The organism is Burkholderia sp. Bp9099, from assembly GCF_003857805.1.
In the GTDB taxonomy this organism is placed as follows: domain Bacteria; phylum Pseudomonadota; class Gammaproteobacteria; order Burkholderiales; family Burkholderiaceae; genus Burkholderia.
The window spans coordinates 222,378-242,448 of sequence record NZ_QTPU01000004.1; the positions used below are offsets into that span (position 1 = coordinate 222,378).

The 20,071-nt window shown below is 68.3% G+C and carries 20 protein-coding genes; 10 read left to right on the forward strand and 10 right to left on the reverse strand.

The features are described from left to right. Both DIE17_RS06125 and pdxH read right to left on the reverse strand, forming a co-directional pair. A complete protein-coding gene (locus DIE17_RS06125; RefSeq protein WP_124522988.1) occupies positions 1–1,221 on the reverse strand; it encodes a cyclopropane-fatty-acyl-phospholipid synthase family protein in 1,221 nt (406 codons plus the stop codon). Between the two features lie 130 nt (positions 1,222–1,351). Next, positions 1,352–1,996, reverse strand: coding sequence for a pyridoxamine 5'-phosphate oxidase (gene pdxH / locus DIE17_RS06130; protein WP_124522989.1), 645 nt, complete (start codon positions 1,994–1,996; stop codon positions 1,352–1,354). Between the two features lie 128 nt (positions 1,997–2,124). Between pdxH and tcdA the strand changes: the two genes are divergently transcribed. Next, entirely contained in the window at positions 2,125–2,982 is an 858-nt protein-coding gene (tcdA, locus tag DIE17_RS06135) for a tRNA cyclic N6-threonylcarbamoyladenosine(37) synthase TcdA (RefSeq protein ID WP_044848556.1), read from the forward strand. Between the two features lie 102 nt (positions 2,983–3,084). Here the strand turns inward: tcdA and trxA are convergent, their stop codons facing one another. Then, a complete protein-coding gene (gene trxA, locus DIE17_RS06140) occupies positions 3,085–3,933 on the reverse strand; it encodes a thioredoxin (protein WP_044848557.1) in 849 nt (282 codons plus the stop codon). A gap of 52 nt (positions 3,934–3,985) precedes the next feature. Next, positions 3,986–4,867, reverse strand: coding sequence for a pirin family protein (locus DIE17_RS06145; protein ID WP_044848558.1), 882 nt, complete (start codon positions 4,865–4,867; stop codon positions 3,986–3,988). Between the two features lie 252 nt (positions 4,868–5,119). On the opposite strand from DIE17_RS06145, the gene DIE17_RS06150 reads away from it, so the two are divergent. Beyond that, on the forward strand, positions 5,120–5,998 hold the full coding sequence (locus DIE17_RS06150; RefSeq protein ID WP_185500337.1) for an EamA family transporter: 879 nt from the start codon (positions 5,120–5,122) through the stop codon (positions 5,996–5,998). Positions 5,999–6,043: 45 nt separating this feature from the next. Here the strand turns inward: DIE17_RS06150 and DIE17_RS06155 are convergent, their stop codons facing one another. Beyond that, entirely contained in the window at positions 6,044–7,579 is a 1,536-nt protein-coding gene (locus tag DIE17_RS06155) for an N-acetylmuramoyl-L-alanine amidase (RefSeq protein WP_124522990.1), read from the reverse strand. Beyond that, complete coding sequence (tsaE, locus tag DIE17_RS06160) at positions 7,561–8,112, reverse strand: tRNA (adenosine(37)-N6)-threonylcarbamoyltransferase complex ATPase subunit type 1 TsaE (protein WP_044848561.1); 552 nt, start codon at positions 8,110–8,112, stop codon at positions 7,561–7,563. Before tsaE ends, DIE17_RS06155 begins: the two co-directional genes overlap by 19 nt. Positions 8,113–8,129: 17 nt before the next feature. On the opposite strand from tsaE, the gene queG reads away from it, so the two are divergent. From queG to xerD, 3 genes are all read left to right on the forward strand, one after another. Then, a complete protein-coding gene (gene queG / locus DIE17_RS06165; protein WP_124486963.1) occupies positions 8,130–9,365 on the forward strand; it encodes a tRNA epoxyqueuosine(34) reductase QueG in 1,236 nt (411 codons plus the stop codon). A gap of 63 nt (positions 9,366–9,428) precedes the next feature. Continuing rightward, positions 9,429–9,896 carry a methylated-DNA--[protein]-cysteine S-methyltransferase gene (locus DIE17_RS06170; RefSeq protein ID WP_124486964.1) on the forward strand — a complete coding sequence of 156 codons (468 nt, stop codon included), beginning with the start codon at positions 9,429–9,431 and terminating at the stop codon, positions 9,894–9,896. Further along, entirely contained in the window at positions 9,896–10,864 is a 969-nt protein-coding gene (gene xerD / locus DIE17_RS06175) for a site-specific tyrosine recombinase XerD (RefSeq protein WP_185500332.1), read from the forward strand. The genes DIE17_RS06170 and xerD overlap by 1 nt, the downstream gene beginning before the upstream one ends. A gap of 46 nt (positions 10,865–10,910) precedes the next feature. On the opposite strand, the gene DIE17_RS06180 is transcribed toward xerD, so the two are convergent. Further along, positions 10,911–12,473 (reverse strand): class I adenylate-forming enzyme family protein, encoded by a 1,563-nt coding sequence (locus tag DIE17_RS06180; protein ID WP_124522991.1) that lies wholly within the window; start codon positions 12,471–12,473, stop codon positions 10,911–10,913. A gap of 409 nt (positions 12,474–12,882) precedes the next feature. Between DIE17_RS06180 and ybaK the strand changes: the two genes are divergently transcribed. Together ybaK and plsY are read left to right on the forward strand one after the other, a co-directional pair. After that, positions 12,883–13,374: a Cys-tRNA(Pro) deacylase gene (gene ybaK, locus DIE17_RS06190; protein WP_044848566.1), complete on the forward strand. Its 492-nt coding sequence runs from the start codon at positions 12,883–12,885 to the stop codon at positions 13,372–13,374. Between the two features lie 182 nt (positions 13,375–13,556). Further along, on the forward strand, positions 13,557–14,195 hold the full coding sequence (plsY, locus tag DIE17_RS06195) for a glycerol-3-phosphate 1-O-acyltransferase PlsY (protein ID WP_044848567.1): 639 nt from the start codon (positions 13,557–13,559) through the stop codon (positions 14,193–14,195). Between the two features lie 115 nt (positions 14,196–14,310). Here the strand turns inward: plsY and DIE17_RS06200 are convergent, their stop codons facing one another. Next, positions 14,311–14,796 carry a YajQ family cyclic di-GMP-binding protein gene (locus DIE17_RS06200; protein ID WP_014896235.1) on the reverse strand — a complete coding sequence of 162 codons (486 nt, stop codon included), beginning with the start codon at positions 14,794–14,796 and terminating at the stop codon, positions 14,311–14,313. 136 nt (positions 14,797–14,932) lie between these two features. Here DIE17_RS06200 and murB point away from each other — a divergent pair, with 136 nt between their 5' ends. Beyond that, entirely contained in the window at positions 14,933–15,982 is a 1,050-nt protein-coding gene (gene murB / locus DIE17_RS06205) for a UDP-N-acetylmuramate dehydrogenase (protein WP_124486967.1), read from the forward strand. 139 nt (positions 15,983–16,121) lie between these two features. On the opposite strand, the gene argF is transcribed toward murB, so the two are convergent. Then, the gene (argF, locus tag DIE17_RS06210) at positions 16,122–17,051 is read right to left on the reverse strand and encodes an ornithine carbamoyltransferase (protein ID WP_124486968.1); all 930 of its coding nucleotides are present in this window, start codon (positions 17,049–17,051) and stop codon (positions 16,122–16,124) included. 415 nt (positions 17,052–17,466) lie between these two features. On the opposite strand from argF, the gene DIE17_RS06220 reads away from it, so the two are divergent. After that, on the forward strand, positions 17,467–17,787 hold the full coding sequence (locus tag DIE17_RS06220; RefSeq protein ID WP_044848570.1) for a DUF3579 domain-containing protein: 321 nt from the start codon (positions 17,467–17,469) through the stop codon (positions 17,785–17,787). A gap of 147 nt (positions 17,788–17,934) precedes the next feature. On the opposite strand, the gene rpsT is transcribed toward DIE17_RS06220, so the two are convergent. Then, positions 17,935–18,207: a 30S ribosomal protein S20 gene (rpsT, locus tag DIE17_RS06225; RefSeq protein WP_006482211.1), complete on the reverse strand. Its 273-nt coding sequence runs from the start codon at positions 18,205–18,207 to the stop codon at positions 17,935–17,937. Between the two features lie 305 nt (positions 18,208–18,512). Between rpsT and murJ the strand changes: the two genes are divergently transcribed. Further along, on the forward strand, positions 18,513–20,063 hold the full coding sequence (murJ, locus tag DIE17_RS06230; protein ID WP_044848571.1) for a murein biosynthesis integral membrane protein MurJ: 1,551 nt from the start codon (positions 18,513–18,515) through the stop codon (positions 20,061–20,063). The last annotated feature ends 8 nt before the right edge of the window (positions 20,064–20,071 follow it).

Here is a 20,071-nt window from a genome sequence, read left to right on the forward strand (position 1 = left end):
CTAGCGCGGCAGCGAGTGTTCGTACATGTAGCGCCGCGACCACGGCAGCGTTTTCGCGCTGCGTCCGGCCTTGCGGCACACGATCTGGAAGATCGACACGTCGTCGTGTTCGAACGCATACGCGCAACCGGCGAGGTACACGCGCCAGATGCGGAATTTCTCGTCGTCGACGAGCGCGCGCGCCTGGTCCGCCTTCGCCTCGAAGTTCTCGGTCCAGATGTCGAGCGTGCGCGCATAGTGCCGCCGCAGGCTTTCGACGTCAATCGCCTCGAGCCCGCCGCGCTGCGCCGCTTCGAGCGCGAGGCTGATGTGCGGCAGCTCGCCGTCCGGGAACACGTAGCGGTCGATGAATTCGCCGCCGCCGAGCGCCGTTTCGCCGCTTTCCGCGTCGGTCGACGTGATCCCGTGGTTCATCGCGATGCCGTCGTCGGTCAGCAGGTCGTGCACGCGTGAGAAATAGAGCGGCAGGTTCTTGCGGCCGACGTGCTCGAACATCCCGACGCTCGTGATGCGGTCGAACTGCCCGTCGATCTCGCGGTAGTCCTGCAGGCGGATCTCGATCTTGTCCTCGAGCCCGGCGGCCTTCACGCGCGCGGTCGCGAGATCGAACTGGTTCTGCGACAGCGTCACGCCCAGGCACGTCGCGCCGAACTTCTGCGCGGCGCGCAGCACGAGCGCGCCCCAGCCGCAGCCGATGTCGAGCAGGCGCTGGCCGGGCTCCAGCTGGATCTTGGTCAGGATGTGGTCGATCTTCTTGATCTGCGCGGTCGCGAGATCCTCGTCGCCGTTCTCGAAGTACGCGCACGAGTACACCATGTTCTCGTCGAGCCACAGCTGGTAGAACTCGTTCGAGACGTCGTAGTGATACTGGATCGCCTTCCGGTCGGTGTTCTTCGTGTGATTGAAGTAGCGCTTCACGCGCGCGAGCTTGCTCGCGCTGGTGACCGTGCTGCGCGCGAGCGAATAGCTGATGTTGATGATGTCCGACAGCCGGCCTTCGATGTCGATCTTGCCCTTCACGTACGCCTCGCCGAGATTGTCGAGGCTCGGTTCGAGCAAGAGCGGCAGCGCCGACGCGCTGTTGACCTTCAGCGTGACCTGCGGTGCGCTGAAGGTGCCGAAATCGAGTTGATCGCCGTTCCACAGCACGAGGCGCGCCGGTATGTTCGCTTTCGCCCGTACTTCGTCCGCCCACTGTGCCAGCTTCTTTTCCCAGAACATTTGGATTCTCCGTTTGTTCGTTGGATCGAATACAGCCAAGTATCTTGACCGGCGCCCGCCTCCTGCGAGGCGGGCGCCCGGATGCAACACGAGACACGACCGGCAAGCGGCACCGCGGCCGCGGTTCGGCTTACGGCGACAGGCGCGAGATCGTCCAGCCCGACGCCGCAGCGGCGTCGCGCGTATAGAGCAGGCGGTCGTGCAGCCGCGACGGGCGGCCCTGCCAGAACTCGATCGCGTCGGGCACGACGCGATAGCCGCCCCAGTGCGGCGGGCGCGGCGGGTTCTCGCCGTAGCGTTCGGCCACGTCCTTCTCGCGCGCTTCGAGCGTCGCGCGGCTGTCGATCACGGCGCTCTGCTCGGACGCCCACGCACCGATGCGCGAGCCGAGCGGGCGCGACGCGAAATAGCGGTCGCTTTCGTCGGCGCTGGTCTTTTCGATCCGGCCCTCGATGCGCACCTGGCGCTCGAGTTCGATCCAGTAGAACAGCAGTGCCGCGTACGGATGGGCGGCGAGGTCGCGCCCCTTGCGGCTTCCGTAATTGGTAAAGAAGACGAACCCGCGTTCGTCGACAGCCTTGATGAGCACGATGCGTGCCGACGGCCGGCCGTCGTCGCCGACGGTGGCGAGCGTCATCGTGTTGGGCTCGGGGAGCTTGGCGGCGAGCGCCTCCTTGAACCAGCGATCGAACTGGGCGAAGGGGTCGGGGGCGGCATCGGCTTCGTCGAGCGAAGCACGCGAATAGTTGATGCGGAGATCGGCGAGAGTCGTCATGTTATGCGAACGCTTCAATCTGGGGCCAGTATAGCTAACGCGCGAGAATCGTGCGTGCACAGTGGCGCGTGCCGGCGGGGAGTTCAGGCAAAATAGAGGGCTGCTCGACTTACGTTTTCCTTGCTGCCATGTCCGCTGCCGACACCGCCCCGCTCAGTTCCTCTGATCTTACCCCGACCCCGACAATCCAGCTTGACGTGGATCGCGAGCGCCGCTTCGGCGGCATCGCGCGGCTGTACGGCGCCCCGGCGCTCGCCGCGTTCGAGGGCGCGCACGTGGCCGTGATCGGCATCGGCGGCGTCGGGTCGTGGACGGCCGAGGCGCTCGCGCGCAGCGCGATCGGCACGCTGACGCTGATCGATCTCGACAACGTCGCCGAAAGCAATACGAACCGGCAGATCCACGCGCTCGACGGCAATTACGGCAAGCCGAAGGTCGACGCGATGGCCGAGCGGATCGCGCTGATCGATCCCGCGTGCCGCGTGAACCGGATCGAGGATTTCGCGGAACCCGACAACTTCGACGCGCTGCTCGGCGGCGGCTTCGACTACGTGATCGACGCGATCGACAGCGTGCGCACGAAGGTCGCGCTGATCGCGTGGTGCGTCGCGAAAGGGCAGCCGCTCGTCACGGTCGGCGGCGCAGGCGGGCAGCTCGACCCGACGCGCATCCGCATCGACGATCTCGCGCTGACGATCCAGGATCCGCTGCTCTCGAAGGTGCGTGCGCAGCTGCGCAAGCAGCACGGCTTTCCGCGCGGGCCGAAGGCGCGCTTCAAGGTCAGCGCCGTGTATTCGGACGAGCCGCTGATCTATCCGGAAGCGGCCGCGTGCGACATCGAGGATGGCGCGGAACCGTCCACCGCCGCGCATGTCGCGGGGCTCAACTGCGCGGGGTTCGGTTCGAGCGTGTGCGTGACCGCGAGCTTCGGTTTCGCGGCCGCCGCGCATGCGTTGCGGGCGATCGCGGCGCGGGCCGCGGGTTGATCGGGGCGTCGAGCGACGCGCCAGGGAATGTTGCGGCGCGGCGGACCCGCCGCGCGCGACGAGGCGAGTCGGCCAGGCCATCGCGGCCCGGCCGTTCGTTCGTCAGTTGAGCGCCATGCTCAGCTTGCGCCGCCACGCGGCGACGAGTTCCGGGCGATCGCCCGCTAGCTCGAACACCGAGATCATCGTACGGCGGCCGAGGTCGTCGCCATACGCGCGGTCGCGCAGCACGATTTCGAGCAACTGCTCGAGCGCGCCTTCGTACGCGCGGCGCGCGATCAGGCTCTGCGCGAGGTCGAAGCGTGCGTCGAGATCGGCGGGGTTCGCCGCGATGCGCGCCTCGAGCGCGTCGGTCGGCGGCAGGTCGGCCGTCGCGTCGAGCGCATCGAAACGGGTCTTGATCGCCTGGTAGCGCGGATCGGTGCCCTGCACGGTCTGCGGCGACAGGCGTTCGGCCTCGGCGCGTGCGGCGTCCACCTGGTTGTTCGCGAGCAGCAGTTCGATCAGGTCGAGCCGCGCGTCGTCGAAGCCGGGGTTCAGCGCGAGCGCCGCTTCGAGGTGGGTGATCGCATCGTCGTAGCGCGATTCGGCGATCGCGTATTGTGCGGCGCGGCGCTCGGCTTCGTCGGGCGCGGGCAGCAGCCGGTCGAGGAACGCACGCAACTGGCCTTCCGGCAGCACGCCGATGAACTGGTCGACCGGGCGCCCGTCGGCGAACGCGATCACGTGCGGGATGCTGCGCGTCTGGAAGTGCGCGGCGAGCTCCTGGTTCTCGTCCACGTTCACCTTCACGAGCTTCCAGCGGCCTTCGTAGTCGGCTTCGAGCTTTTCGAGCAGCGGACCGAGCGTCTTGCAGGGGCCGCACCACGGCGCCCAGAAGTCGACCAGCACGGGCGTGTCCAGCGACGCCTCGATGACGTCTTTCTCGAAAGTGGCAAGCGTGGTGTCCATGTCGTTCTCTTCGGTTCGAATGTCGTCAGGATGGGGGCGGCGCGCCCCTTTTTCAACGCGGCTTCGACTCGGGCAGCGGAATCCACTCGGTTTCGCCGGGCACCTTGCCCATTTCCTGGTTCGTCCACGCCCGTTTCGCGCGCTCGATCGCGTCGCGGCTGCTGGCGACGAAGTTCCATTCGATGAAGCGCTCGCCGTCGATCTTGTCGCCGCCCAGCAGCATCGCGCGCGCGCCGTTGCCGCTCGCGAGCGTGACGGTGGCGCCCGGTGCGAGCACGGCCATCTGCTCGGCCGGCACCGGCGTGCCGTCGATCGACAGGTCACCGTCGACCACGTAGACCGCGCGTTCCTCGTGCGACGCGTCGAGTTCGAGGCGGCCGCCGGCCGCGAATTCGGCGGCGACGTACAGCGTGCGCGAGAACGTCGTGACGGGCGAGCGCAGGCCGAACGCGTCGCCGGCGATCACCGTCAGCGACACGCCGTTCTCGTCGCGCTTGGGCAGCGTGTCGGCCGCATGGTGCTCGAACGACGGCTCGGTGGTCTCGTGGGCAACCGGCAGCGCGACCCAGGTCTGGATCCCGTGCACCGTGTGGCCGCTCGCGCGCTGCGCGTCGGGCGTGCGCTCCGAGTGGACGATGCCGCGGCCGGCCGTCATCCAGTTCACGTCGCCCGGCACGATCTCCTGCAGCGAGCCGAGGCTGTCGCGGTGCAGGATCGCGCCGTCGAACAGGTAGGTGACGGTGGCGAGCCCGATATGCGGATGCGGGCGCACGTCGAGCCCGGTGCCGGCCGGCAGCGTCGCGGGCCCCATGTGATCGAAGAAGATGAACGGGCCGACGAGGCGTGCGGCGAGCGCGGGCAGCGTGCGGCGCACCTGCAGGTTGCCGATGTCGCGGATGTGCGGCTTCAGCAGGGCTTTGATCGGATCGGTCATGGCGGGCCTCGTGGGGAACGGCAGGAATGCCGGTCATTGTACTGGCGGCACGGCGGCCACGCGTGCAACGGGCAGCCGGATGTCCGCCGCGCGATGCGGCCGCGGGGCAGGCACGCGTCGTGCGGCGCGGCCACGGCGCCGTGCCTGGCGCCGATTCCATGTGCACCGCGCGGGTATCGGGTCGCGCGGCGAAATTCGGTAGACTGAGCGGCGTTCAGGAAACCATCCGACAAAATCGAGGAGACGCCGATGATGGCCCCGAAGGACTTGCTGCTCGCGCTGGTCGTGATCCTGGCGTGGGGCGTGAACTTCGTCGTGATCAAGGTCGGCCTGCACGGCATGCCGCCGATGCTGCTCGGCGCGCTGCGCTTCACGCTCGCCGCGGTGCCCGCGGTGTTCTTCGTGCGCCGGCCGCAGATTCCGTGGCGCATGCTGATCCTGTATGGCGCGACGATCCAGCTCGGCCAGTTCGTGCTCCTGTTTACCGGCATGTACGTCGGCATGCCGGCCGGCCTCGCGTCGCTCGTGTTGCAGTCGCAGGCATTCTTCACGCTGGTGTTCGCGATGCTGTTCCTCGGCGAGCGGCTGCGCGTGCAGAGCCTGGTCGGGCTCGCGGTCGCCGCGGCCGGACTCGTCGTGATCGCTGCGCAGGGCGGCCGCGCGATGACGCTCGCGGGCTTCCTGCTGACCCTCTGCTCGGCCGCGATGTGGGCGTTCGGCAATATCGTCACGAAGAAGCTGGGCAAGGCCAACCTGGTGTCGCTCGTCGTGTGGGCGAGCCTCGTGCCGCCGGTGCCGTTCTTCCTGCTGTCGCTGTGGTTCGAGGGGCCGCAGCGGATCGAGGCCGCGCTGCTCGGGCTGAACGGCGCGTCGATCTTCGCGGTCGTCTATCTCGCGTTCGTCGCGACGCTGCTCGGCTACGGCTTGTGGAGCCGCCTGATGTCGCGTTATCCGGCCGCCCAGGTCGCGCAGTTCTCGCTGCTGGTGCCGATCGTCGGGCTCGCGTCGTCGGCGCTGCTGCTCGACGAGCATCTGACGGACGCGCAGCTGATCGGCGCCGCGCTCGTGATGGGCGGGCTCGCGGTGAACGTGTTCGGCGGGAAGCTCGCGCGCCGCTTCGCGGCGTTGTGACGCGCCGGCACGCAGCGCGTGCCGGCGGCGGGGCAGGGTGGCCGGTCAGGCCATCCGGCTCTTCGCGAGCGGCGGATTCGCGGCGAAGTAACGCTTGATGCCGCGGAAGATCGCGTCGGCCATCTGGTCGCGGTAGCTGTCGTCGTTCAGCCGGCTTTCCTCTTCCGGATTGCTGATGAACGCCGTCTCGACGAGGATCGACGGAATGTCGGGCGCCTTCAGCACCGCGAACCCGGCCTGCTCGACCGAGCCCTTGTGCAGCTTGTTGATGCCGCCGACTTCCTTCAGCACGTAGTTGCCGTAGCGCAGCGAATCGCGGATCTGCGCGGTCGTCGACATGTCGAACAGCGCGCGGCTGACTGCCGCGTCCTGGGTCTTGATGTTGATGCCGCCGATCAGGTCGGACGAGTTCTCCTTGTTCGCGAGCCAGCGCGCCGCGGCGCTCGACGCGCCGTGGTCGGACAGCGCGAACACCGACGAGCCGCGCGCGGACGGCGTCGTGAACGCATCGGCGTGGATCGACACGAACAGGTCCGCGCCGACGCGGCGCGCCTTCTGCACGCGCACGTTCAGCGGCACGAAGAAGTCGGCGTCGCGCGTCATCATCGCGCGCATGTTCGGCGCGCCGTCGATCTTCGCGCGCAGCTTCTTCGCGATGTCGAGCGCGACGTGTTTCTCGTACGTGCCGCCGCCGCCGATCGCGCCCGGATCCTCGCCGCCGTGGCCCGGGTCGATCGCGACCGTCAGCAGGCGCACGGTGCCGCCCTTGCCGGATTTCGGCGCGGTGAACTTGTAGGTGTCGCCGTCGTCCTCGCTGTCGTCGCGGCGCGCGATGACGGGCGGCGGCTTGACGGCCGGCTTCGCGGGCGTGGCAGGCGAAGACGGCGTCGCGGCGGCCGGCGGCGTGCGCGGCGCGGCCGGCGTGTTCTGCGCGAAGCGCTGGAAGAACGCGTCGCTGTTGTCGTTGCCCGCGACGGGCGGCGTCGCCGGCCCGTTCAGCGCGCCCGGCGGCTGCACCTGCTGCGCGCGCGCGGTGTCGTTGAGCGCCTGTTCCTTGCGTTCCGTCTGCGCGATCAGGTCGGTCAGCGGATCGGGCGCGACGGCCGGATACAGGTCGAACACGAGCCGGTACTTGTAGGTGCCGACCGGCGGCAGCGTGAACACCTGCGGCTTCACCGAGCCTTTCAGGTCGAACACCATCCGCACCACGTGCGGCTGATACTGGCCGACGCGCACCGACTGGATCTGCGGATCGTTCGGCGCGATCTTCGACACGAGGTCGCGCAGCGCCTGGTCGAGGTCGAGCCCGTTCAGGTCGACGACGAGCCGGTCGGGACCCTGCAGCAGCTGTTGGCTATTCTGCAGCGGCTGGTCGGATTCGATCGTGACGCGCGTGTAATCGCGCGCGGGCCATACACGCACGCCGAGCACCGACGACGCGTGCGCGAGCCGCGGCGCGACGAGGCCGAGCACCAGCGTCGACGCGCCCGCGCACAGGATCTGGCGCCGCCGCCAGTTGTGCGTGGCGGTGGCCGCCGATTCGATCGAGCGGAACGGTTTGATCAACATCTTTCGAGACATGCCTTTCCTGAAGCGCTGTACGCACGGACGGTGAGGGCGCGGCCGTCGCCATCCACGTCGAGCGAGAAAACCAGATCGGGCACGCCGAGCAGGGGGCCCGCCTGCTGCGGCCATTCGACGAGGCAGATCGCGCTGGAATTGAAATACTCGCGAAAGCCTGCATCGGACCATTCGGCCGGATCGTTGAATCGATACAGATCGAAGTGATAGACCTCAAGTTCCCCGTCGTCGCGCGCGAACGCGTACGGTTCGACGAGCGTGTAGGTCGGGCTGCGCACGCGCCCCGGGTGGCCGAGGCCGCGCAGGATCGCGCGCACGAGGGTCGTCTTGCCCGCGCCGAGGTCGCCGATCAGCTGGATCTGCAGCCCGTTGAACGCGTGTGCATGGGCGAGTTCGCTGCGCGCCGCGTCGAGCGCGTGCGCGAAGCGGGTGCCGAAGGCCTCGGTCGCCGCTTCGTCGGCGAGTGCGATCACGCGCTCCGCGAGCGGGGCGGGCAGCGTGTCGGCATGAGGCGTATGGGACGTGGCTGGCATTCTCGTAAAATAGTGCGATGAACCGATTACCGGAACTCGCCGCATCCGACAGGCCTTCGACTCGTGCCGAAGGCGCGGCGCCGTGCGCGCTCGATGATGCGACGTTGGCTGCGCTCGCCGCGCGCATCAGGGCGTGGGGGCGCGAATTGGGTTTCGGGGCGATAGGCATCAGCGATACCGATCTCTCGGATGCCGAAGCAGGCCTCGCCGCCTGGCTGGAAGCCGGGTACCACGGCGAAATGGATTATATGGCGAAACACGGGATGAAACGCGCGCGGCCGGCCGAACTTGTGGCCGGTACGCGACGCGTGATTTCCGCGCGGCTCGCCTATCTGCCGGCCGAAACGCTCGCCGCCGACCCACCCGATGCGTCATCCGGCGCGCTCGCGCCGCACGACTGGCGCGCACGCGAGCGCGCGCGTCTCGACGATCCGCAGGCGGCCGTCGTGTCGATCTACGCACGCGGCCGCGACTATCACAAGGTGCTGCGCAACCGGCTGCAGACGCTCGCGGAGCGCATCGAGCGCGAGATCGGCGCATTCGGCTACCGCGTGTTCACCGATTCGGCGCCGGTGCTCGAGGTCGAGCTCGCGCAGAAGGCCGGGGTCGGCTGGCGCGGCAAGCACACGCTGTTGCTGCAGCGCGACGCGGGTTCGCTGTTCTTCCTCGGCGAAATCTACGTCGACGTGCCGCTGCCGACCGACGCGCAAACGGCGCCCGAGCGCGCGCCCGAGACGCCCGGCGCGCACTGCGGCAGCTGCACGCGCTGCATCGGCGCGTGCCCGACGGGCGCGATCGTCGAACCGTATCGCGTCGACGCGCGCCGCTGCATCTCGTACCTGACGATCGAACTGAAAGGCAGCATTCCGGAGCCGCTGCGGCCGATGATCGGCAACCGCGTGTACGGTTGCGACGACTGCCAGCTCGTGTGTCCGTGGAACAAGTTCGCGCAGGCCGCGCCCGTCGCCGATTTCGACGTGCGGCACGGGCTCGACCGCGCGACGCTCGTCGAGCTGTTCGCGTGGGACGCCGACGCGTTCGACACGCGGATGCAGGGCAGCGCGATCCGGCGCATCGGTTACGAAAGCTGGCTGCGCAATCTCGCGGTCGGGCTCGGCAATGCGTTGCGCGCGCCGGCCGATCGGCTCGCACCCGAAGCGCGCACCGCGATCGTCGCCGCGTTGCGCGCGCGGGCCGACGATCCGTCGCCGGTCGTGCGCGAGCATGTCGAATGGGCGCTGCGTGCCGCATGAAGGCGGCGTAAAGTGTCGTCGGCGCGCGGCGGCGCCGCGTGTTTCACCGGTCAGGAGAAGTTCATGTTCAACGCAGTCATCGACGCGCCGTTCGGCAAGGTCGGCATCCGCACCGATGCCGCGGTGGTGCGCGAGATCGTCTATCTACCCGAGTCGGTCAAGTCGGTCGATCCGGATTCGCCGCTCGCGAAGCGCGCGGTCGAGCAGATCGAACGTTATTTCGAGCGTGCGTCGGCGCGCTTCGACCTGCCGCTCGCCGACGTCGGCAGTGCATTCCAGCACCGCGTGTGGAACGTGATCAGCGACATTCCGCCGGGCACGGTGCTGACCTACGGGCAGGTCGCGAAGCGGATCGGCAGCGCGCCGCGCGCGGTCGGCCAGGCGTGTGGCGCGAACTATTTCCCGCTCGTGATCCCGTGTCATCGTGTCGTCGCGGCCGGCGGCCTCGGCGGTTTCGCGAATCACGACGACAATGGCTATTACCAGAAAGTGAAGCGCTGGCTGCTGGCGCATGAAGGCGTGCCGTACTGATGAGCGAACCGTTGCTTTCCCCCGATTCCGATTCCGCATCCGACGCCAGCGATGCCGCGGCCGCCGCATCGCCCGCGCTGCTCGCGAGCCGCGCGTCGATCGACGTGTTCTGCGATGCGCTGTGGCTCGAGCATGGGCTCGCGCGAAACACGCTCGATGCGTACCGGCGCGACCTGGCGCTGTTTTCGCAATGGCTGGCCGCGACGCACGACACGTCGCTCGACTCGGCCGACGAAGCGATGTTGACGGGCTACATCGCCGCGCGCAGCGACGGCAAGGCGACGTCGTCGAACCGGCGGCTGTCGGTGTTCCGGCGCTATTACGGCTGGGCCGTGCGCGAGCGTCACGCGAGCGCGGACCCGACGCTGCGGATCACGTCGGCGAAGCAGGCCGCGCGGTTTCCGTCGACGCTGTCCGAGGCGCAGGTCGAAGCGCTGCTCGGCGCGCCCGACATCGGCACGCCGCTCGGCCTGCGCGATCGCACGATGCTCGAGCTGATGTATGCGAGCGGGCTGCGCGTGAGCGAGCTCGTGACGCTGAAGACCGTCGAGGTCGGGCTCAACGAGGGTGTCGTGCGTGTGATGGGCAAGGGTTCGAAGGAGCGGCTCGTGCCGTTCGGCGAAGTCGCGCACGGCTGGATCGAACGCTATCTGCGCGACGCGCGGCCCGCGTTGCTCGGCGCGCGCGCGGCCGACGCGCTGTTCGTGACCGCGCGCGGCGACGGGATGACGCGCCAGCAGTTCTGGAACATCATCAAGCGCCACGCGCAGCAGGCCGACGTGCGCGCGCACCTGTCGCCGCATACGCTGCGCCACGCGTTCGCGACGCACCTGCTGAACCACGGCGCCGACCTGCGGGTCGTGCAGCTGCTGCTCGGCCACAGCGACATCTCGACCACGCAGATCTACACGCACGTCGCGCGCGAGCGGCTGAAGACGCTGCACGCGCAACACCACCCGCGCGGCTAGCGCGGCGCGCGCCGGCCCACGCGCGGGATGCGGCCGGCGCCGCACGTCACGCAAGTTCGCGCAGCTTGTGCTTCAGCACCTTGCCCGTCGATGCGGCGGGCAGCGCATCGAGCACGCGGATGTGCGCAGGGCGCTTGTACGGCGCGAGCCGTTGCGCGCACCACGCCTGCAGCGCGGCCTCGGTCGCGGCCGCGCCCGGCACCAGCTCGACGAACGCGAGCACTTCCTCGTTGCCCTCGACCGCACGGCCGACGACGGCCGCCTGCACGACGTCCGGGTGCGCGTTCAGCACCTGTTCGACCTCGACCGGATACACGTTGAAGCCCGAGCGGATGATCAGCTCCTTGCTGCGGCCCGCGATCGTCACCGAGCCGTCCGCTGCCTGGCGCGCGAGATCGCCGGTGCTGAGCCAGCCGTCCGGCGACACGGCCGCGCGCGTCGCGTCCGCGTTGCGGTAGTAGCCGAGCATCACGTTCGGCCCGCGCACGCGGATTTCGCCTACTTCGCCCGGCGGCACGTCGGTGCCGTCCGGTGCGACGATCCGCATCTCGACGCCCGGGATCGGCACGCCGACCGAGCAGTCGGTACGCGGCGCGTCGAGCGGCGTCTGCGTGATCGTCGGGCTGCTCTCGGTCATGCCGTAGCCGTTGTGCAGCGGCACGCCGTACACGCGCTCGACGCGCGCCTTCAGGTCGGCGTCGAGCGGCGAGCCGCCCGAATACGCGAAGCGCAGCCGCGGCGCATGCCATGCGTGCGCGTGCGTGTGCAGGTGCTCGAGCAGTTTCGCGTGCATCGCGGGCACGCCCTGGAAGATCGTCACGCCTTCGTCGGCGAGCGCGACGCGCACGGCCTCGGGCGCGAAGCGCGGCGCGAGCCGCAGCGTCGCCCCCGCGTACAGGCTGCCGAGGCAGACCGATGCGAGCCCGTACACGTGCGACACGGGCAGCACCGTATAGACGACGTCGTCGGGCGACACGCCGCGCAGCGCGCTCGACGTCGCCGCGATGAACAGCAGGTTGCGGTGCGACAGCATCACGCCTTTCGGCGTACCCGTCGTGCCGGTCGTGTAGATCAGCGCCGCGCACTGCGCGGCGCCGTCGGGTGACACCGGCTCGTCGGGCGCGCTCGCGTCGACGCGGTACGACCACGTGCCGATGTCGACCGGCAGCGCGTCGGCGGGCGTCGCGCCGTGGCGCGCCGCGTGCGTGCGCGCATCGGGCGATGCTTCCGTCGCGAACGCGATCAGCTTCGGCCGCGCGTGCGCGGCGATCGCATCGAGCTCGCCGGCCGACAGCCGCGCGTTCGACACGAGCGCCCAAGCGTCGACGCGCGCGGCTGCGAACAGCAGCACGATCTGCGCGACGCTGTTTTCCGCGACGATCATCACGCGATCGCCGCCGCGCACGCCGAGGCGCGCGAGCCGCTCGGCGGCCGCATCGACGGCCCGCGACAGCTCGCCGTACGACAGGCGGCGCGCGTCCTCGATCAGCGCCGGGTGCGCGGGCGCTTGCGCGGCCCAGCGGGCGGGCACGTCGGCGATGCGGCCGGGCAGCGCGGCGAGCAGTGCCGCGACGTCGAGCGGCGCGGATGAGCGGACAGGCGAGGACATGGCGTCTCCAGAAGAAGGCCGTGCAGTGGCGCGGCGAGTTTTGCGAGCGATCGTGCCATGGCGGCGGGCGCGCCACAATCGGTCAATCGGGCAATAGCACTTCGCGATGTCCGCAATGATGCCGGTGTGGTGTGGTGTGGTGTGGTGCGGTGCGGTGCGGTGCGGCGCGGCGCGGATCGGCTCGACGCGGCTGCGGCTGCGCTCGCCCGGGACAAAAGGGCCGCGAGTATACCGCCGGCGCCCGGTACGCTGTCGCGAAGGCGAAGGCGAAGGCGAAGGCGAAGGCGAAGGCGAAGGCGAAGGCGAAGGCGAAGGCGAAGGCGTGATGCGCTCGTGCGCAATGGCGGGCGATGCATGCGATGGCCGCAACGCCGCCCGCCCGCCGGTCGTTCGCCATTAAAATGCCGCCATGAGCAAATCCAGACACGTGTCCGAGACACCCGCGACCCAGCTGCTGCGCCGCCACGGCGTCGCGTTCGGCGAGCATCCGTACGATTACGTCGAGCACGGCGGCACCGGCGAGTCGGCGCGCCAGCTCGGCGTCGACGAGCATAGCGTCGTGAAGACGCTCGTGATGGAGGACGAGCACGCGAAGCCGCTGATCGTGCTGATGCACGGCGACCGCACGGTGTCGACCAAGAACCTCGCGCGGCAGATCGGCGCGAAGCGCGTCGAGCCGTGCAAGCCCGACGTCGCGAACCGCCATTCCGGCTATCTGGTCGGCGGCACGTCGCCGTTCGGCACGCGCAAGACGATGCCCGTGTACGTCGAGTCGACCATCCTCGAATTGCCGACGATCTACCTGAACGGCGGCCGCCGCGGCTACCTCGTCAGCCTCGCGCCGGCGGTACTCACGACGCTGCTCGGCGCGACGCCCGTGCAGTGCGCGAGCGTCGACTGAGGGTTTCACCTTCGTGGCAGGCCGCGCTCGTTCGGTAGAATGGGCGCCGTTTCGGCCGGTCGGCCCGCACGGCCGGCTGCCGCGGCCTGCCGGCGGTTCGCCGCGGCGGCGCCTGCCCCGACGGGCCGGCCCGCCGCGCCCGGCCGTCCCTTTACCGATACGTTGAAAGAAGAGTTTTCCGCATGCAGATCCTGCTCGCCGCACTTGTTGCCTACCTGATCGGTTCGGTGTCGTTTGCCGTCGTCGTCAGCGCCGCGATGGGCCTGGCCGATCCCCGTTCGTACGGGTCGAAGAATCCCGGCGCGACCAACGTGCTGCGCAGCGGCAACAAGAAGGCCGCGATCCTGACGCTCGTCGGCGACGCGTTCAAGGGTTGGTTCGCCGTCTGGCTCGCGCGGCACTTCGGGTTGTCCGACGTCGCCGTCGCGTGGGTCGCGATCGCCGTGTTCCTCGGCCACCTCTATCCGGTGTTCTTCCGCTTCCAGGGCGGCAAGGGCGTCGCGACAGCGGCCGGCGTGCTGCTCGCCGTGCACCCGGTGCTCGGCCTCGCGACCGCGCTGACCTGGCTGATCGTCGCGTTCTTCTTCCGTTACTCGTCGCTCGCGGCGCTGGTGGCGGCCGTGTTCGCACCGGTGTTCGACGTGTTCCTGTTCGGCACCGGCCACAACCCGGTCGCGTGGGCCGTGCTCGCGATGAGCGTGCTGCTCGTGTGGCGTCACCGCGGCAATATCTCGAAGCTGCTGGCGGGGCAGGAAAGCCGGATCGGCGACAAGAAGAAGGCGGCATCCGACGGCGGCGCGCAGGACGGCGGGAAGGCCTGATGAAGGGGATTGCCGCCGCCCGCCGGGGCGCCCCGCATGCGGGGCCCGGCGGCGCGGCGTGACTGTTCGACGGCGTGGTCGACGGCGCGCTTGACGGCGCGGCCGACCGCGTCGATCAGTCGCGGAAGTTGTTGAAGTCGAGCGGGGTGTCGGTCACGTCCTTGCGCAGCATCGCGATCACGCTCTGCAGGTCGTCGCGCTTCGTGCCGGCCACGCGCACCGCGTCGCCCTGGATGCTCGCCTGCACCTTGATCTTGCTGTCTTTCACGAGCCTGACGATCTTCTTCGCGAGGTCGCCCGTCACGCCCTTCTTCACGGTGACGACCTGCTTGACCTTGTCGCCGCCGATCTTCTCGACCTTGCCGTAGTCGAGGAAGCGCACGTCGACGTTGCGCTTCGCGAGCTTGTTGATCAGCACGTCCTTGACCTGGCCGAGCTTGAAATCGTCGTCGGCGAACAGCGTCAGCTCGCGCTCCTTCTGCTCGACGCGCGCGTCGGAGCCCTTGAAGTCGAAGCGCGTCGAGATTTCCTTGTTCGACTGCTCGATGGCGTTCTTCACTTCGATCATGTTCGCTTCGGAAACGACGTCGAACGATGGCATGGCATTCTCCCTTGAGATGCGGGCGCCCGGCTCGCGCGCGGGCACTCGCTATAATTGCGGACTGTTTGCCATTTTACCGATGCCCCTCCGTTTGCCCAAGGCCGGCCGTATGCCCGCCCGGCGGACGTGACCGCGAATGCCGATGCCTCCTGACGATTCCGCCCTGTCGCTGCTCCCCGACCATCCGCTCGCCGCGCATAACACGTTCGGCATTGCCGCGAAGGCGCGCTTTGCCGCGCGCGTCACGCATGCGGCGCAGTTCGAGGCGCTGCACCGCGACCCGCGCGTCGCATCGCTGCCGCAGCTCGTGCTCGGCGGCGGCAGCAACGTCGTGTTCACGCGCGATTTCGACGGCGTCGTGCTGCTCGACGAGATCGCCGGCCGTCGCGTCGTGCGCGAGGACGACGACGCATGGTACGTCGAGGCCGGCGGCGGCGAGACCTGGCACGCGTTCGTCGCGTGGACGCTCGAGCACGGGATGCCGGGCCTCGAGAACCTTGCACTGATTCCGGGCACCGTCGGCGCCGCGCCGATCCAGAACATCGGCGCATACGGCCTCGAGATGAAGACCTATTTCGACTCGCTGGTCGCCGTCGAGCTCGCGACGGGGCGCAGCGAGCGCTTCGACGCCGCGCGCTGCGGGTTCGGCTATCGCGACAGCTTCTTCAAGCGGGAAGGGCGCGGCCGCTTCGCAATCGTCGCCGTGACGTTCCGGCTGCCCAAGCGCTGGACGCCGCGGCTCGGCTACGCGGACGTCACGCGCGAGCTCGACGCACGCGGCATCGCGCCGGACGCCGCGACCCCGCGCGACGTGTTCGACGCCGTTGTCGCGATTCGCCGCGCGAAGCTGCCCGATCCGCTCGTGCTCGGCAACGCGGGCAGTTTCTTCAAGAATCCGGTGATCGACGTCGCGCAGTTCGACGCGCTGCGCGCGCGCGCACCCGAAGTCGTGTCGTATCCGCAGCCGGACGGGCAGGTGAAGCTCGCGGCCGGCTGGCTGATCGACCGCTGCGGCTGGAAAGGGCGCGCGCTCGGCGCGGCGGCCGTGCACGACCGGCAGGCGCTCGTGCTGGTCAATCGCGGCGGCGCGACGGGCGCCGACGTGCTCGCGCTGGCGCGCGCGATCCAGGACGACGTGCGCGAGCGCTTCGGCGTCGAGCTCGAACCCGAGCCCGTGTGCCTGTAACGCGGTGTTGCGCCGCGCGGTTCATTCGCGTTCGTCCGACCCAACAAAAAAGCGCCGATCGACGACGATCGGCGCTTTTTTCCGCATGTCGCGCGGATGGCGGCATGCGCGCGTAATGCGCACGTAATGCGCGCGGCGGTCAGTGCTTGAGGCGGCCGAGCAGCAGGAACTCCATCAGCGCCTTCTGCACGTGCAGGCGGTTTTCCGCCTCGTCCCACACGACGCTCTGCGGGCCGTCGATCACGCCGGCTGTCACTTCCTCGCCGCGGTGCGCGGGCAGGCAGTGCATGAAGAGCGCGTCGGGATTCGCGTGCCCCATCATTTCCTCGTCGACGCACCAGTCGGCAAACGCCTGCTTGCGCGCTTCGTTCTCGGCTTCGAAGCCCATGCTCGTCCACACGTCGGTCGTCACGAGATCGGCGCCCTTGCACGCTTCGTTCGGATCGTCGAACACCTCGTAGAACGGCGCGCTGTCCGGCGCCACCAGCTTCATGTCGAGCGCATAGCCCGGCGGCGTCGACAGGCGCAGCTTGAAGCCGAGGATCTGCGCGGCTTCGATCCACGTGTACAGCATGTTGTTCGCATCGCCGACCCACGCGACCGTCTTGCCGGCGATCGGGCCGCGGTGCTCGTAGTACGTGAAGATGTCGGCGAGCACCTGGCACGGGTGGTATTCGTTGGTCAGGCCGTTGATCACCGGCACGCGGGAGTTTTCCGCGAAGCGCGTGATCACGTCCTGCTCGAACGTGCGGATCATGATGATGTCGACCATCCGCGAGATGACCTGCGCGGAATCCTCGACCGGCTCGCCGCGGCCGAGCTGCGTGTCGCGCGTGCTCATGAAGACCGCGTGGCCGCCGAGCTGGAAGATGCCGGCTTCGAACGACAGGCGCGTGCGCGTCGAGCTCTTCTCGAAGATCATCGCGAGCGTGCGGTCGTGCAGCGGGTGATAGGTCTCGTAGTTCTTGAACTTGCGCTTCAGGATACCCGTGCGTTCGAGCACGTACTCGTAGTCTTCCAGCGAGAAATCCTTGAACTGCAGGTAGTGACGAATGGTTTTGGCGGTCATGAAACGAAATACGGCGGGTCTGAACCGGCCGCGCGGCCGGACGGCGCCGCCGTCGGGTGTGGATAACTCAAAGCAGCATAAAGGATTTTCTGTGCTTTGACGAGCCGCGACGAAAACCGGGTTGGGATCGTGGCGCACGCTGGAAGGCGCCGGAAGAGGGGCGGCGAGACGACGCGCGATGCCGCGCTGCGGTATAATCCAAAAGTTTTCTCCAGCCCGGCAGGCAAGCCTCTTCGCGCTCTGCCGGACACAAGCCATGCGCTGCACAAATCCGGTGCGGCGCGTCGGCGGCACGCCTCGACAGCCTGTTTTTTCGGGATATCGGAGCGCGAGTGCCGCTGTCCGCTCGAGCTTTGTGTTCGCGTATCCGGGCGCTGTCGCCTGGACATCGCCGGGCCGTCACTTGGGTAACCACATGGCTGAAACCCCTCCGACCGAATTCTTCATCCAGGGCATTACGAAAGACGGGAAAAAGTTTCGCCCGAGCGACTGGTCGGAGCGTCTGGCCGGCGTGATGGCCTGCTTCGGGCCCGGTGCGAGCGGGCCGAACGCGCGCCTGAAATATTCGCTGTACGTGCGCCCGACGATGCTCGGCGACCTCAAATGCGTGATCCTCGATTCCCGGCTGCGCGACGTCGAGCCGATGGCGTTCGATTTCGTGCTGAATTTCGCGAAGGACAACAACCTCGTCGTCACCGAGGCGTGCGAGCTGCCGGACTACCACGAGAAGAAGTGAGTTCGACGGGCGAGGGCGCGTGCCGCGCCCCTGCCTGGCGGTCGCCCGGCGCGATGCGCGGGCGACGCACAGCAAAAAAGCCCGCCTAGGCGGGCTTTTTTGCGATCGCAGGAAACAGGAGCGCCCGCCGAAGCGGGCACGCCGGATTTACGCTGCTGCCTGCAGACCCTTGACGGCTGCGGCGAGGCGGCTCTTGCTGCGAGCGGCCTTGTTCTTGTGAACGATCTTCTTGTCGGCGATCGTGTCGATCGTCTTCACGGCAGCCTTGAACAGCTCGGCAGCCTTTGCCTGGTCGCCGGCTTCAACAGCCTTGCGAACCGACTTGATCGCGGTACGGAATTTCGAGCGCAGCGCCGAGTTGTGCGAATTTGCCTTCGCGGCTTGGCGGGCGCGCTTGCGTGCTTGTGCGGAGTTAGCCATGACGGTTCCTTATCCTGTCCTGTTTCCAGAGCTTGGAGCCTGACGGCCAAGCGCTGCTTTTCGATCCGTCCCCTGAGAGCGATTGCCCAGGGGCGCATAAAAAACGGTGATTTTAACCGAGGCCGAGACATGAAAACGACAGGCGCCGTGCATGTAACAGGCTCAGAAACCGGCGATTATAGCAACAAAATCAAGCGCGTGGCAAGGTCAACGTGACGTCGGCCCGACGGGGGCCGCCGGCGACGCGCGCCCTTTTCGCCATCCGTCCGTGCCGGGCCACGCAACGTCCGTATAATAAGCGCCCCATGAATCTATTCCGAGCCCTGCTGACGGTCAGCGGCTTCACGCTGCTGTCGCGCGTGACCGGACTGGCCCGCGAGACGCTGATCGCCCGTGCGTTCGGCGCCAGTCAATACACCGACGCGTTCTACGTCGCTTTCCGCATTCCGAACCTGCTGCGCCGCCTGTCTGCCGAAGGCGCGTTCTCGCAGGCGTTCGTGCCGATCCTGGCCGAGTTCAAGAACCAGCAGGGGCACGATGCGACCAAGGCGCTCGTCGACGCGATGTCGACCGTGCTCGCGTGGGCGCTCGCCGTGTTGTCGGTCGTCGGGATCGCCGGCGCGTCGTGGGTCGTGTTCGCGGTCGCGTCCGGCCTGCATACCGACGGGCAGGCGTTCCCGCTCGCGGTCACGATGACGCGGATCATGTTCCCGTACATCGTGTTCATCTCGCTGACGACGCTCGCGTCAGGCGTGCTCAATACCTACAAGAGCTTCTCGCTGCCGGCGTTCGCGCCGGTGCTGCTCAACGTCGCGTTCATCGCCGCGGCCGTGTTCGTCGCGCCGCACCTGAAGGTGCCGGTCTACGCGCTCGCGTGGGCCGTCATCGTGGGCGGCGTGCTGCAGTTCATCGTGCAGCTGCCGGGGCTGAAGAAGATCGACATGGTGCCGCTGATCGGCCTCAACCCGGTGCGCGCGCTGCGTCATCCCGGCGTGAAGCGGGTGCTCGCCAAGATGGTGCCCGCGACGTTCGCGGTGTCGGTCGCGCAGCTGTCGCTGATCATCAACACCAACATCGCGTCGCGGCTCGGGCAGGGCGCGGTCTCGTGGATCAACTACGCCGACCGCCTGATGGAGTTCCCGACCGCGCTGCTCGGCGTCGCGCTCGGCACGATCCTGTTGCCGAGCCTGTCGAAGGCGCACGTCGACGCCGATTCGCATGAATATTCGGCGCTGCTCGACTGGGGGCTGCGCGTCACGTTCCTGCTCGCGGCGCCGAGCGCGCTCGCGCTGTTCTTCTTCGCGACGCCGCTCACCGCGACGCTGTTCAACTACGGCAAGTTCGACGCGCATACGGTCACGATGGTCGCGCGCGCGCTCGCGACCTACGGGATCGGTCTCGTCGGCATCATCCTGATCAAGATCCTCGCGCCGGGCTTCTACGCGAAGCAGGACATCAAGACGCCGGTGAAGATCGCGATCGGCGTGCTGATCGTCACGCAGATCTCGAACTACGTGTTCGTGCCGCTGATCGGCCATGCGGGCCTCACGCTGAGCATCGGCGTCGGTGCCTGCCTGAACTCGCTGCTGCTGTTCCTCGGGCTGCGCAAGCGCGGCATCTACCAGCCGTCGCCCGGCTGGCTGCGCTTCTTCGTGCAGCTGATCGGCGCGGCGCTCGTGCTCGCCGGCCTGATGCACTGGTGCGCGATCAACTTCGACTGGGCCGGCATGCGTGCGCAGCCGCTCGATCGCATTGCACTGATGGCCGCGTGCCTCGTGCTGTTCGCTGCACTATATTTCGGTATGTTGTGGGTGATGGGCTTCAAATACGCTTACTTCAGAAGGCGCGCCAAGTGACGACCGCA